General features: G+C 37.8%; 17 protein-coding genes. 12 read left to right on the top strand and 5 right to left on the bottom strand.

Translation table 11 applies throughout. The annotated features are described in order from the left end of the window. Positions 1–29: 29 nt before the first annotated feature. The 3 genes from AC5WOF_RS06220 to AC5WOF_RS06210 form a co-directional block, all read right to left on the bottom strand. Positions 30–1445, bottom strand: coding sequence for an MATE family efflux transporter (locus AC5WOF_RS06220; RefSeq protein ID WP_496049080.1), 1416 nt, complete (start codon positions 1443–1445; stop codon positions 30–32). A 282-nt stretch (positions 1446–1727) separates the two neighbouring features. Next, positions 1728–3158, bottom strand: a complete 1431-nt coding sequence (locus tag AC5WOF_RS06215; RefSeq protein WP_496049079.1) for an MATE family efflux transporter — start codon at positions 3156–3158, stop codon at positions 1728–1730. A gap of 235 nt (positions 3159–3393) precedes the next feature. Continuing rightward, entirely contained in the window at positions 3394–4164 is a 771-nt protein-coding gene (locus AC5WOF_RS06210; protein WP_496049078.1) for a CAP domain-containing protein, read from the bottom strand. Positions 4165–4574: 410 nt separating this feature from the next. Between AC5WOF_RS06210 and AC5WOF_RS06205 the strand changes: the two genes are divergently transcribed. Both AC5WOF_RS06205 and AC5WOF_RS06200 read left to right on the top strand, forming a co-directional pair. Continuing rightward, on the top strand, positions 4575–5048 hold the full coding sequence (locus AC5WOF_RS06205) for a DUF2690 domain-containing protein (protein WP_496049077.1): 474 nt from the start codon (positions 4575–4577) through the stop codon (positions 5046–5048). A 322-nt stretch (positions 5049–5370) separates the two neighbouring features. Beyond that, entirely contained in the window at positions 5371–5844 is a 474-nt protein-coding gene (locus tag AC5WOF_RS06200; RefSeq protein ID WP_496049076.1) for a DUF2690 domain-containing protein, read from the top strand. 633 nt (positions 5845–6477) lie between these two features. Here the strand turns inward: AC5WOF_RS06200 and AC5WOF_RS06195 are convergent. Further along, the gene (locus AC5WOF_RS06195) at positions 6478–6642 is read right to left on the bottom strand and encodes a hypothetical protein (RefSeq protein ID WP_496049075.1); all 165 of its coding nucleotides are present in this window, start codon (positions 6640–6642) and stop codon (positions 6478–6480) included. 182 nt (positions 6643–6824) lie between these two features. On the opposite strand from AC5WOF_RS06195, the gene AC5WOF_RS06190 reads away from it, so the two are divergent. The 5 genes from AC5WOF_RS06190 to AC5WOF_RS06170 all read left to right on the top strand — a co-directional run bounded on the left by AC5WOF_RS06190 (position 6825) and on the right by AC5WOF_RS06170 (position 10432). Next, positions 6825–8174, top strand: coding sequence for a tetratricopeptide repeat protein (locus AC5WOF_RS06190; protein ID WP_496049074.1), 1350 nt, complete (start codon positions 6825–6827; stop codon positions 8172–8174). Positions 8175–8308: 134 nt separating this feature from the next. Then, positions 8309–8551, top strand: coding sequence for a deoxynucleotide monophosphate kinase family protein (locus AC5WOF_RS06185; RefSeq protein WP_496049073.1), 243 nt, complete (start codon positions 8309–8311; stop codon positions 8549–8551). 344 nt (positions 8552–8895) lie between these two features. Further along, positions 8896–9123 (top strand): hypothetical protein, encoded by a 228-nt coding sequence (locus AC5WOF_RS06180; protein WP_496049072.1) that lies wholly within the window; start codon positions 8896–8898, stop codon positions 9121–9123. 744 nt (positions 9124–9867) lie between these two features. Then, a complete protein-coding gene (locus AC5WOF_RS06175; protein ID WP_496049071.1) occupies positions 9868–10113 on the top strand; it encodes a hypothetical protein in 246 nt (81 codons plus the stop codon). A gap of 22 nt (positions 10114–10135) precedes the next feature. Next, a complete protein-coding gene (locus AC5WOF_RS06170) occupies positions 10136–10432 on the top strand; it encodes a hypothetical protein (RefSeq protein WP_496049070.1) in 297 nt (98 codons plus the stop codon). Between the two features lie 848 nt (positions 10433–11280). Here AC5WOF_RS06170 and AC5WOF_RS06165 read toward each other — a convergent pair. Beyond that, positions 11281–11472, bottom strand: coding sequence for a hypothetical protein (locus tag AC5WOF_RS06165; RefSeq protein ID WP_496049069.1), 192 nt, complete (start codon positions 11470–11472; stop codon positions 11281–11283). 182 nt (positions 11473–11654) lie between these two features. On the opposite strand from AC5WOF_RS06165, the gene AC5WOF_RS06160 reads away from it, so the two are divergent. The 5 genes from AC5WOF_RS06160 to AC5WOF_RS06140 all read left to right on the top strand — a co-directional run bounded on the left by AC5WOF_RS06160 (position 11655) and on the right by AC5WOF_RS06140 (position 13954). Next, positions 11655–11984, top strand: a complete 330-nt coding sequence (locus AC5WOF_RS06160) for a phBC6A51 family helix-turn-helix protein (protein WP_496049068.1) — start codon at positions 11655–11657, stop codon at positions 11982–11984. Between the two features lie 373 nt (positions 11985–12357). Then, on the top strand, positions 12358–12489 hold the full coding sequence (locus AC5WOF_RS06155) for a hypothetical protein (RefSeq protein WP_496049067.1): 132 nt from the start codon (positions 12358–12360) through the stop codon (positions 12487–12489). A gap of 123 nt (positions 12490–12612) precedes the next feature. Next, the gene (locus AC5WOF_RS06150) at positions 12613–13158 is read left to right on the top strand and encodes a hypothetical protein (RefSeq protein ID WP_496049066.1); all 546 of its coding nucleotides are present in this window, start codon (positions 12613–12615) and stop codon (positions 13156–13158) included. 86 nt (positions 13159–13244) lie between these two features. Then, positions 13245–13385 carry a hypothetical protein gene (locus AC5WOF_RS06145; protein ID WP_496049065.1) on the top strand — a complete coding sequence of 47 codons (141 nt, stop codon included), beginning with the start codon at positions 13245–13247 and terminating at the stop codon, positions 13383–13385. A 185-nt stretch (positions 13386–13570) separates the two neighbouring features. After that, entirely contained in the window at positions 13571–13954 is a 384-nt protein-coding gene (locus tag AC5WOF_RS06140) for an NUDIX hydrolase (RefSeq protein WP_496049064.1), read from the top strand. The last annotated feature ends 166 nt before the right edge of the window (positions 13955–14120 follow it).

Genomic DNA, 14120 nt, shown 5'->3' with positions numbered 1-14120 from the left:
TCCATCGACAGATAGAGGGGTGCTAATTTTTACTGCGTCAAAGCACAGTCTTTGGAGGGGCATCTACTCCATCGCTTGGAGTAGAACCTTCTTGTGACGAGAGATCCTCTGAGAACATCGAAGAGAACCCTGGAGATCAAGATGGCATCCAATCCCCAGTTCCGCACGAACCAAAGCGAGACAATCCAGATCGAGGTTGCCATGATCGTACTGTTTCGACTGCCCTTGCGGTCTTTCACAGCATTAAGACCTCCCCTGTACATCAAAACGAAACAAGAGAAGGGCACCATTACGAACAACGATCCAACGGATATCTTGTGTGCAGCTTGGATTGTCACTGGATCATGTGTATAAAGCTGGACGATCCAGCTCTGAGCCAAATATTGGAGGATTGCCAATGCTCCCATTACTAGACAAGTAAGTCCTAGGAAGCCGTTTACAGTACGTACAAGCTCCTTGTCTTTTTCTACTAGAGCTCGAACTCGTTTCTGTTTTTGATCATACTCCAATGAGGTGTCATGCAGTTCCTCATGCAGAGCTTTTCGCTCCCCATACAGCATACTGACTGTAGGTGTCATGACTGCGATCAAAGCATCCAGCATCACATACATCCATTGAACGATACCAGCATTGATTCGCTGGGCGACATATGCCTCTGTGCCCACATAGATCATCACAGATCCATAGATGAAAAACGAGCCTCTGGTGAAAATCCCTTGAACCAATGTATCCTTGGATTCCTTGAACATCTCCTTGAAGATAGTTTTTTCCCACTTCCAAGTAACCTTTTCTTGGAAAGCTTGCTGTTTGAGAGGATGAATCAGGAGCAGAAGTCCAATTACTTGACTGATCATCGTTGCCCAAGCAACACCCTCAAGCCCAAAGTTGGTGAAGTGGACGACAAGCAGCACCAAGACAATGTGCAAGGCATTCATCCAAGCGCTGGCCTTCAAAGGAGACTTGAAGTCTTTCATCCCTTGCAACGAAGCTGCACAAAGCTCTCGCAGACTCTCGAAGAGGTAGAGCCCGCCAAGAATTCTCAAATAAGGAGTTCCTTGTGCTACCGTTGCTTGATTTGCACCACTAACTGTGAGCATTTGTGGGGCCAAAAAGAAAATGAGGGAAGACAGGAGAAGGCTCAAATCCCCGACAAGGTAAAAGCCTTGGACAATGATCACTCCTGGTTGGAAGCGAGTGCTGCCTGAAACTTGCTCTTCTCCCAATGATTGACCTACTTTTGTGTTGGTCACACTAGTCAAGGCATCGAGCAGGAGACTGAAAGTCAGGAGCATCAGACTGGACACGCCAACTGCTGCTACAGCGTTGAGACCGAGCTTGTTGGAAACAAGCAAGCCGTTGGAGAGGATCACCAACTGACCAAGAATTTTTTCTGCGAATGTTTTCCATAGTTGGTGTTTGATCTCTTTCAGTAGAAGCCAGTTCATGAGTTCTCTTTCTCGGAGTGTTGATTTCTAATTTTTCTAATTACTATCATATCGGATATGGGTGCCGAAGAGAATGCTTACTTTTTGATGAGATTATCATTATGGAACTTATCGGATAAATAATAGATCCCAAATAGACAACTATCACTTTGTCTATCATTTAGAGATTATATTTCCAATAGAAATTCCAATGAAAGTTTAAGTGGATGCAAGAATAGAAAAACTAGAAGAGTCGTTTAAAACGGCAGCACCTCTCCATCAACAGATGAAGAGGTGCTATTTTTACTGCGTCAAAGCACAGTCTTTGGAGGGGCATCGACTCCATCGCTTGGAGTAGAACCTTCTCGTTACAAGCGATCCCCTAAGAGTTTCAAAGAGAATTCTAGAGATCAAGATGGCATCCACTCCCCAGTTTCTCATGAGCCACATCGAAACAATCCAGAGAGAGGTTGAGATGATCACGCTGTTTCGGATACCTTTGCGATCTTCAACGGAAGCAAGCCCTCCCCTGTACATGACAAAGTAACAGGTAACGGGGATAATCCAGAAAATAGCAAACAGGGACATCTTGTGTGATTCATGGATGGTTATTGGATCGTTTGTATATAGATGAATAATCCAGTTCCAAGCCAAATACTGGAGAATTGCCAGCCCTCCCATGCATAGACAGGTTAGTTTGAGGAAGCTTTTGACCATGTGCAAAAGCTCCTGATCTTTTTCTACAAGTGCTTGAACTTGTTCCCGGTCCTGACGGTTTATCTTTTTTTCCTTGGCCGAGAGACTGTCATGCAGTTGTCGGTGCAGAGCCGTGCGATGTCCATAAATGGTACTGACAGTAGGCGTCATGACGGCGATAAAAGCACCCATCAACACGAAGGCGAAATTCATGACGCCATCATGGATTAGAGCAGCAACATATGCTTCTGTACTGGCATGGATGAGTGTCGTTCCATAGATGATAATGGATACTCTCGTACAGATCCCTTGAACAAGTGTGTGCTTGGAGAGGATGAGCATATCTTTCAGGATAACACTATCCGGCTTCCAAGGAATCCTCATTGGGAAAGCTTGCTGTTTGAGGGGGCGAATCAGGAGCAGAAGTCCGACCAATTGACTGATCACTGTTCCCCATGCCACACCTACTAGACCCCAGTCGAGGAAGTGGATGGCAAGCATCACTAAGGCAACGTGCAAAATATTCATCCAGGCACTAGACTTCAAGGGGGACTTGAAGTCTTTCATCCCTTGCAATGCCGCCGCAGCCAGCATTCGCAGTCCCTCGCAGAGGAAGAGACTTCCCAAGATTCTCAGATAAGGAGTTCCTTGTGTTACCGTCGCTTGATCTGCGCCACTAACTGTGAGCATTTGTGAGGCAAATACGATGGTCAGGGAAGAAAGCAGCAGGCTCAAGATCCCAACAAGGTAAAAACCTTGAACAATCACAACTCCTTTTTGGGAGTGAATGCGATCGGTGACCTGTTCTTCTCCCAATGTCTTGCCCACTTTGGTGTTAACCACATTGGTCAAAGAATCAATCAGCAATTTGAAGGTCAGGAGGATCAAATTGGAGACACCAACTGCCGCTACAGCGGTAGGGCCTAGATTGTTGGAAACAAGCAAGCTGTTTGAAATGAGTACCAACAGACCAAGGCTGTTTTCTACAAATGTTTTCCACAGTTGATGTTTGATCTTCTTCAGTAGATGCCAGTACATAGACTCTCTTTCTAGAATGTTGATTTCTAATTTTTCTAATTACTATCATACAGGATGTAGGTTAGAAAAAGAATATTTCTTTTTGATGAGTTAATGGTCCTGGCGGTGCTAAAAAAATTTATGTACTTTGGAGATTAGGCTGAGTACTTATTTATCGAATCAAAAAATCCCCTCCTAAGTAGACCAGATAGCTTTCTGGCTATTATTTGGGGATCATTAGATAAATGTTAGATTATTATCCAGTGAACAGTTGTGTCCAGTAGCTGCCATAGCTGCCCCCAGCAACATAACCGACACCGATTTTCGTATACGCAGGATTTAATATATTGGCACGGTGACCGGAGCTGTTCATCCAACCTGTCACAACAGCCTGTGCAGTAGGATAACCAGCTGCGATATTTTCCCCAGCAGTGCGATAGGAGACACCAAATTGTTTTAGCATATCAAATGGAGACCCATAAGTAGGGGACTGGTGAGAAAAGTAGTTTTTGTCTATCATATCTTGAGATTTTTTGCGGGCGATCGAACTCAATTTGCTATCGAGCTCCAATGGTTTCAATCCTTGTTTTGATCGTTCGACATTTACTAGGCGGACTACTTCTTTTTCAATTGGCAGTACACTTGAATCAGATGTAGATGTATTAGTGGTGGATGAACTGCTGTTCGATGATCCACTACTTGAGGTTGAAGGTGTCTGATTGGAAGAAGTGGATGGTTTTATATTCGTTTGATTGGAAGATGAGTTACTTGTTGATGTTGTTTGGTTATGAGATGTGTTTGAATTTGCAGTTTTTTTGGTGGTTGTTTTCTTGGTCGCTTTTGTTTTCTTTGCTTTGACTTTTTCTTGGGCTGCTGTTTTAGGGAAAGAAACTTTAATTACCTTAACAGGTGTAGCTTTAGTTGCTGTATTACAAATATTTGCTGGTGTAGATGATTCTCCTGCTGCTTGTCCAAATGTTGGGAGCAAAAAGAGTGCAGGTATGATCATCACATATATCCACCGCATGATATCCCTCTTTTCTAAAAGATTTTTATGTGTTTACCAGTATATATGATTTTTTTGTGGATAGAGTTGCCAATTTAAGGGAATAGAAAACACACATAAATGATTGGCAAGGAGGAAGTATCCTATAAACGCAATAATATTGCGGAGCGGGAAGAGATGCGATTTCAAATTCTTCTTAAAAACTACTTGTGTTTTGTGGAATTGGAACTCTAAAATAACCTGTTTATACATTCAAATTAAAATTTAAAAATAGAAGAAAAAATGTAATATATTACCTTGTAAAATGTGAATTATGCTTATTTACACTGAATTATGGTTTGTCGTATTATGATAATAATAACAAATATTTGAGATTTACATTTTCTTCTACCTCTTTCTTTTCGCTATAAAAAATAAAGGAGGTCTTTGTCGTGAAACTGTATCGTGTAAGTTTTGCGGTGATGTTCACATTTGCTTTAGTCATCTCTAGTCTTTTTGTCCAAGCAAGAAGAGTGGATGCTCTATCGTATGACGGTACCAATCCCTATACAACTGGTTGTGCTTACAAAAGCTCGTTTGTGTATCAAACCAAGTACATTTATATGACGACGAGAACCGGAGACAAAGTAAAACTTGGTTATTTACAAATGTGGGGAAGCTCTTACTGTCATACAGCTTGGGCTGAAGTGCATTTGTACAGTGCTGCTCCTTACAATGGCTACGCTAATGCATTTATTCACAGAAGTAATGGTACAGAATCGAATTGTTGGAGTTCAGGTGGAAACGGGACTGTGGATGATGGACAACATTCCTGTCATACTGGACAACTATGGGATAAAGATCCATATCAATCTTGGAGTGCTGGGGATATTGGTAATTGGGGTGCCTACACAAGTTGGTTTTAATTTCATGGAATGAATGAAAAGTGCGCACGAATTGAAAGCGCTTACTTTTTGGTTTATTGAAACATAAATACTCCTTCATTCGTAAAATCTTTAGATGAAGGAGTATTTATGTTATTTATTACTCGGATGTAGAGTATAAAAAAATCTTTATGCGGGTATTCGATAATTCGTGAAATGTAGTAGGTTTTAGTTGTTATCTTAAATGATATTATTTTCTTTTAATTGTCATTATATTTATGGAAGTGCTGCTATCTATTGTTTTTAGAAAAAAATATAATAGATATACATTTAGAAATCATATTAAAAGAGGGAGTGGATTAGGTTGTTACATAAATTACGTATCAGTCTGTCCGTCGCTATCATCGCTGCATTAGGATTTGTATTGGGAACTGCTCCAACCTTTGCTGCTAACTACTCTAATGATGGAAAGAGTCCTGTTGCAACTGGCTGTAATAAATCAGGCGTTGTCAAATCGACAAAATATATTAACTCACATAATCTCAAAGGTACAATCCAACTCGTGTACAGTACCAAATGTAAAACAGCTTGGGCATTTGTTAAACTTTCGAAACCTTACTCTTCCAAATACGGTTACGTTAACGCAGTGATCCATCGCAATAACGATAAAAAAACGTATAGCTGCTATTCCAAAGGTGGAAATGGCCGCATTATAAAAGGTCAGAGCACTTGTTACAGCGCAATGGTGTATGACTACCACCTTACTTCTTATGCGGAAGGAGCCTATAGTCCTGGGGAAGCAGATGTCTATAGCCTAGGTAGAACTTCTTCGTATTAAATAACCGAAAGCCCTGCTGGATAAAAGCAGGGCCTTTTTCTTTCTACGAGTTAGTAGATAGAAATGGATCAAAACTTTTTTGAGCGTAATTCATTGCGTCTATAAACTCTTTTTCTTTTGATCGTTTTTCCATTTCTTCTGGACTTACGTCCTCTACATGCGTTTGAAGCCACCATATGTTTCCAAATGGATCTAAAATACGTGAACCTTTATCTCCCCAAAATTGTGTGATCGGTTGGTCATTGATTTTTTAAATATAAAGCTCGTCCTTGCAAAAATCCAACATATTTCTCCTTTGATCTCCTTGTCTCTTTGGCATAAATAACTGAAATTTCAGAAAAAATTCTCGATAGTGATACTCAACCCTCATCTTCAAACAAAGATTCAATGTAATTTGTAGTTCGTTCAATCTCGTACTGCATGATGTAGTAACCAATATAAGCATATAAATTATAAAGGTTTTCATTTGAGCAAACCTCTATGAATCTAATGTAGTTAGTTAGTTTTTCTTGTGTAAGTTCTTCTAGCCTTTGAAAGAAAACCACTAGTTTGTATCTGCTAATCATTTCATCATGCAGAAATTTTGATAACTCTATGTCTGGGTGCTCCATTACAACTTTATAAATAATTTCTTTAATTTTCATGTGCATATATTAAAATTGTACCTGATGGAGTCTGAAAGATAGTAACATTTTGGAGTTGGAGTAAACCTGTTTCAAATCCCTCAATAGGTTCTATAAGTAACTCTAATTGGGGTGAATTAATTTCTAATAAAGGTAGTCCTAATACACTTAACATGTAAAACACTCCTTTTAGTTAATTAAGATGTTAGTAAAATTATAGAATCTAAATAAAAATAATTCAATGTTTATATTTTTTAGATAAATTAGTAATATATTTTTCATAATTGGAAGGATAAAGGGGATTTTCGCTGAATATGTAATGCAAAATAAATTATTGTATTACGGGAGATATAGCTGATGAATAGAAAGCTGTTAGGGGCAAAACTGAAAGAGCGAAGAAGTGAATTAAAAGAGAGTATGGATAGCATTTCTGATGAATTTATTTCAGCTTCTACTGTTGGGAATATTGAACGAGGTTTACCAAATGTAGCACAAGATAAAATTCAATACTATGCAGAAAAGCTTGGACTTGGAAAAGAGCTTTTTGGAATCTTGAGTGATGCAGAGCGAAAAGAAAAAGAGTTAGAAGCAGAGCTTTCTAAACTAGGTGGAGTTTTGACTGCTGACTTTGACGCCTCTGTGAAGAGATTGGAAGAACTTAGTTTTTTAAATAAGGATAGTAGATTATCACCCCAATATCACTATTTATTAGGTCGTTGCCAGTTTTTAAAGAGAACAGTACATGGAGAGAAAATGCTTTATAAAGCACAAAGACATTATAATGCAATTCTCAATTTACTTCTGAAATCGTTAGAGCCTGACGATGCAAACCTCAGAGCAGCTACTTTGAATGAATTAGGTAGAACTTTTTATTATTTGAGAGACTACACCACAGCATTAGAGTATACAGAGCAAGGAATAGAAGCGTATAGTGAAACTGGAAAACGTCAAGCGACGATGTTTTACCTTTTGATAAATAAGGCAATGTATTTGGAGCATTTAAATGAGGATGAAAGAGCTTTACAAACACTGGAAGAACTTTGGGAAAAAATATCTAATTTAAACCCAACAAAACTACTTGCTGTATTGAGGTTAGAGACGTTTTTGCAAATTCATATTAATTTTGCCAAATTACTTAATAAAGTGAAGCATTATCATAGAGCTCTAGAATTTGCAGAGGCTGGTGTTAACATTGCAAGGCAAAATAATAATTATGATAAATTAGCTTTGCTCTGGACCACCATTGGAACCATTTATGAAGAGAGAAATATTGATGAAGCTGTTCAGCATTATCTAAATGCTTTAAGTATCAGAGAAAAGGTAAAAGAGCAAAACATTGTTTATGCTCTTAAAAATCTTGGATTTCTTTATATAAAAATGAAGAGGTTTGAGGAATCGCAGAAAGTCTTAAAGGAAGCTATTGAGATTGCAGGTAAACGAAAAGATGAAGTGACAATCTTAGATACTTTGATGGTACAAGGTGCTTGTTATCGTGAGCAAGGTTTGTATCTAGAGGCGATACCATCATATAAAGGAGCACTAGAATTATCAGTAAAACATAAGCAATTAAAAAAACAGTATGAAAATATTGTGAATCTGTGTTATTGTTATAAAAAAACAAACAATATGGAAACACACCAATATTATTTACAAAAGACATTTGAGCTTCAAGTTAGTATGATGGATTTGGAAGCGACCCATCAATGAGGCTAGGGGGTATCCTTTATGCGTTTTCATGGACCAGACGATACAGTTGGAGATGACTAGATTTTTTCATGAAGAACCTGTAAAAATTGCAGGTTCTTTTTTATGCTTAAAAAATTGAAATGAGGTGTTAATGAATGGATTATAAAAACATTGTAAAAGAGATATTAAGTAACTTTGAGAATGTTAATGAGCATGATTGGAGGTTAAAGGGAATTGCATTGCTTGGAAAGATGCGAAGCGGAAAAGATACAGTAGCTGATTATGCTGTTAGGAGATACGGATTTACTAAATATGCTTTTGGTGATGCACTTAAACAGTACGCTCATATATATTCTGATGTTCCAATTGATGCTGGAGAAAAACCAAGGGAACTATAGCAAGAATTCGGGCAGAAATGCAGAGAGATTGATGAAAACATTTGGATTAAATGTTTGATTGGCACTTTGAATTATGATATGCCAAGCCTTTTTATTATCTCTGATATGAGACAACCGAATGAAAGGATGTTTGTACATGTGAATGTGATACCAGTTATTAAAATTGAGAGTAATTTGTTTGTAAGGCTTGAGTGAATCAGAGGAAAATGACAATTTAATATGAAATCATTAATTCATGAAACGGAAATGCGGGTAGATTTGCTTGCACTTGATTTCAAAATAGAAAACGATTCAACTATTGGGGAAGCAACAAAACAATTGGATAAATTAAGGGGGATTTTTCGATGACACCTGAAAAATTGCATATGGAGCTACTGAAAATTGAAATACAGGACAGCGATTTTCTAATTGATTTAGAGAATGCGCTGTTTATTTTGTCTGATGAGGAAAAACAGGTATTTGATTTATTTTATAATCAGGTCTCATCAACACATGGAATTGTTGATGAGACCAAAATAAATTACATGAAGGTGCGCAGTTTGTTGAAGAGTTCAATTGCTTCATCTTCATAGATTCCATATTTTAAATCGTACACTGTAATTCCCGTTAGTTCTGTTATGAATGGTGTTAATTCTTTTCCAGCTTCCAATTTAACGAAAGTATGAAAAGTTCCTATCTCATTACCTAACAAACAGGGCTGTGTGAGTTGAATAATCTTGTTGATTATCATGTCGAACGTTCAATGAAAGAAGAACGCAATAAAAGATGCAAAGAAAAGGACCAGAGAGGAATGGAAAGAACTCGAACACAGTCTAAAGAACGAGCAAATCACAAAAGAGAAAATACATCAATTGATTGATAGTTATGTTGATGCTGGCCTTCTTGAAGATGATTCACTAAAAGAAAGATTTAAGGAATGCAAAAGTTATAGTTGCGGTAATTTCTTTTACGCGAAAAATAAACGTATTCAATATTGTAGCTATACTTGGTATTACAACCAGCACAACGCAATAAAGAGGAAAAAGAAGAATGGGACATATTTTAAGAAATCGGACTACTTGCCGAAGCTTGAAACATCAAAAAATGTGGAGTGGATTGTAAATCTGATAAGAAGAATGATAAAAGGGTTATAGGACTTGGAAAGATGAATGAGCAGGTAGTAGTGAAGCGGTATTATTTGAATTTAGTTGTATTATCTGTAATTCCTTATTTATACAAATCTTACCCACACTTCATTAACAATTGTTGGATGTTTTTGAATTCATCAGAATTTATAATAAACATAACGCTTAATAGAAGGATAGAGGGATGCTAGTATGAAAATTGGAAAAAGTATATTTACTGTAGTGTTGTGTGCAGGAGCTTTACTCACAGGTTTTGGACAACTAGAAAATGCCCATGCTGCCGGAATTGGATTACTAAATAGTGGACAGAGTGTTGCTGTAGGCGTGGCAGCCGGTGGTAACATAGCAAATTTAAACGTAGACAAGAAGCATGAACATGTCCACGTGATAAGAGAGGCTGAATCTGACCTTGAAACAATAGGAAACTTAGACTTTTGAGAATGGGGGTAACACTATGAAAATGAAAAAAGTATTTCTTTCCACAGCTTTACTATTAGGATTTGCTTTTACAACTCTTACCCCTGTCGCTCACGCTACTGATGTATTGAATTTAGTTAATGCAAAACGTATTCCTGTCTCTGTTCTTAGTGAGGGCAATACTCCAGCAGACAATATTCAGGTAACGAGTGTAGAACAAGAAGTAGTTGGTAGTTGGGTAGGTGCTGATGGGGTTGTTAGGGAGGCGAAACGCCCATATGAAGAAGATGCAGTTGAAGCTATACTGGCAACACTGATAAGTCACGATTATGAGGAATAATGAAAGTGTATCTCTATAGAGCTCAAATAATGGAATGCTGCTCATTTAATTGAAATACTAAAAACAAAAATAAAATTACCAGAAAATTTCGGTATAATTGTAGTTGATTTATTTGAATGATGCCAAAGTGCAAAGTAATCCTTATTAAATCAAGGATAGTTTTCATTTTGGCTCGTTATATTTATACATTGATATGAATATTAATTCCTATGCGATATTCTGTTATACAAGTGAGGGTGTTATTCTTCAAAACGCGATTTCAGAAAAGAATAGGTCAGATTATTCTGAATGATATGTCTTGATTTCGGTTCTAAGGGGGTGTGGTGAGATTTTAAAGGACCTTCCGAGGGGTATTTTTGAGCTTAGAAACGAAATTGAGAGGGCAATTTTGAAAAAGTAGATGAAACTGCATGTGGGAAAGAGCCACGGTATTGTATTATTCGCAAAGGAATCAACGGATGTTTCCTGCTACTCATCTACAAGATATCACAAAGAAGAAAGAGAAGTAAAAGATTTTTTAAAAAATGTCCTTTTCATCATCTCACCATTGTATATATCTTTTAAATAATAAAAGCTGACGTCCTGAAAAGCTTTTATTATTTGTTTTAAATACTCTTAAAGGCTTTTCAGAAAAAGATATAGTTAGTGTATTATAAGATATATTCTACTGAAAAAAAGAACTTAAAAAAGAAAAAGAAAGAGTTCCGCGCCGTCAGGCATTTATGCATGATTTATGCATAAGGTTTTTGGGTTAGATTTTTTTATTTCTATAAAAAAATATCAGAATATTATGTATTTATTAAAAATTGGGGAGCCTGATACTTGGGTAGCACCAGACTCATCCCTAGTTACGGAATAACCACAACCGTTACTCCGATGTCCGGCAACCGGAACTTACTATAAGAAGTAGTCCCAGTATCAGCAACGCCATTCCCGTCCTTGTCATAAATCGAGATAGAGCCACTCGAACAGACAGAGATTCTCGCAATACCATCAACAAGGTACACTTCAACAGAACAGTACTCGTCGCCTACTGTCACGACCCTGTATCGATGAGTGGGAAGGTTCCTCACTCGGACAACGGGATTGAGCTTGGAACGGCGGTAAGGCATAGAAGTCTCCGATGCTAGAAATCACTAACTTATCTTATTAAAAATATCAGAGTTAGGGGTTTAAATCAACAGAGAGGGGGTGTTTTGATGAACGACTTGAAGAAAGACATATGACTACAATGACATTGCTTTTATCTGGAAAGAGCGTAGCTGATACAGCAGAAGAGGTTGGAATTAGCAGAAGGCAGTTATATCGATGGATGGAAAAACCACTGTTTGCTCAAACAATGAATAAGATGATTGTCAATAATACCAAACACAAAGTTTCTGAGGTAATTGATGCAATGATTAAAGCAGCAGTTGAAGATAGAAATGCACAGGCTGGAAGGCTTATATTAGAAACTCATGGACTTTATAAAGGTGCTGATAAGGTTGAAGTGAATGTAAATAACAATGAAATTGACCTTGAGAAAATAAAGGCAGAATTAGAGGGTATGTGACATCTTTTATTTTTAAATAAAAAAGATTATAAAAGTCGAATTTCCTCTATTTAAAGGTAACATGAAAAGATGATTTCTCGAAATCAGACAGTAGATGTCACAAGCCAACTAAAACATATGGTGCGACCTAATAATAAACGAACCAACAAAAATATTTTCAACTTTTCACTTCAACATCGGAACATACTTATATAAATCGTCAACTCAAAATACTTTCTATCAAAAATAACACCCCTACCATATCTAAATTCAATGAATTCATAATAACAGATATTACATTTTATTTCTGAATGTAAATAAAATGTAATATTGCAATATTCAGAATGTAATGTAAACACAATAAAATGTTATTGGTTATGAGGGGGTGAACTTTATGAGTATTTTTAAATGGGTTCGATGGAAGAAGGCTCCAAAACCAAATGCCTGCCCTGTATGTGGTAAGAATGACCAGATGGTTTGGGATAGAGGGGAATGGAAATGTGTTCGTTGTGACCATGTCTGTTAAATTATAGATATCGACAAAACTTGCTCACTTATGACAGACCACTTTCATATAAAATGACTTCAACAAGAAGTTAAAAGATATGGAGTGGTCTTTTTTATGAGAAAAAGGGAACATTATGCCTTTTTGGATGGATACAAACCTTCAATATTGATTGAGCCAACTAACGAACTTTTTAAGCTCATACCAACAAGCTATCCTCACTTGAAATCTTATATAGACCAAGAAAACGTATTTATGTTTTTTCAAACCGAAAAACAAAAAAAAGAATATCAAAAGAGAATGAAAGGTGTAAAATGGGGAACCTATGATTTTCATATGATTATCGGAGAAACACTTGGTTTCCCAAAAAGAAGTATTGAATATTTCGCCGAAATGAGAGCTTTAGAAGACAAACTTGGTCATTATCCAGAGATTGAAAGGCGAGAAAAAATTGGAGTAGAGTGGGCAGGTTTCTTCTTTTCCTCTCACATTGATTTTGTTGTAGAAGAGATTCAATGGCTTTTTAATACATACCAACACGAAAAAGCGGTCGGTTTACCAGTCTGTCTTAGTAGGTTAGCGGAAGGATTAGGTTCCATAGACATACCTTATGGAGACATTGCAAAGCTTCGCTCAATTGTCCATGAGATTAAAGAGGATAGAAGACAAAGAGTAGAAGTAACTATATAGTAATGAAAAAAATCTTGTAAGCTTATACTGTTGTGCACCCCAAAAGTTAGACCAACAAATCTAACTTCACAGGGGGTGCATTTTCTATGAAGAAAACATATGAAGCAACGTTCAAGTTGAAGGTAGTAAACGAATATTTGAAAGGAGTGGAAGGATATACACTGCTAGTCAAAAGATATGGAATTCCAGACAAGTCACAAAAAAGGATCTCTGCTAGGAAGTCATAAAAATAGGAATATGATAAACTATTGGAAAGCCGACCCATGCTAGTGGATAAGGAGCCCCTGCTATGGGGAAGAAGAAGCGGCAACGCGTGGCTGTATGGATCGCGGTCTGTGTGTGGAGGTTTTGGTACTGGTTCTACCTTCCCCGTCATCTCGAAATCCTGATGCTGAAAACGGTCGGGAAGAGGATGGACGATTGGGAATTTCCTGGTGGAGGTGTTGAGCCTGGAGAGACCAAGGTCGAAGCGGGAACCCGTGAAACATGGGAAGAGACAGGACAGCGTGTCTCCAAAGTCTTCTCTACCGAAATCTATCACGAGGTTTTTGGTCGAACAACGGTGATTGGTCTTGCTGGGTTGATCAATCACAGGAAGGTGACACCTCTTGTTCTCAATTCGGATCACCATTCCCAAGGGGGATGGTTTCAGGGACCAGAGACTGTTCCTTGGACGGTGGAAATTCCTCCCACTGTGTATGGGGAAATGGGAAGGGCGCGGTCTGTCATCGCCGCATACCGCAGGAGGACGTTGATGAAGGTGGCTCTCGTGGTCATTCTTCTCTTCCTTCTCTAGAGGAAAACAATGCCAGCCGCTGACCTTCAACAGGATAGCGAGTGATCTTAGGATCTTGCTGTCGCCTCCCTCCCGCTTCGGTGGGAGGGAAAATTATTATAGGAAAATAAAAGTGACAAAAATGTGTCTTTTTTATTTCCTAATAAGAATTTATCTGCTAAAATAA

Source organism: Shimazuella sp. NTD250 (assembly GCF_059510375.1).
The sequence above is the reverse complement of the archived record's forward strand: the minus strand, read 5'-3'. Positions and strand labels throughout refer to the sequence as shown.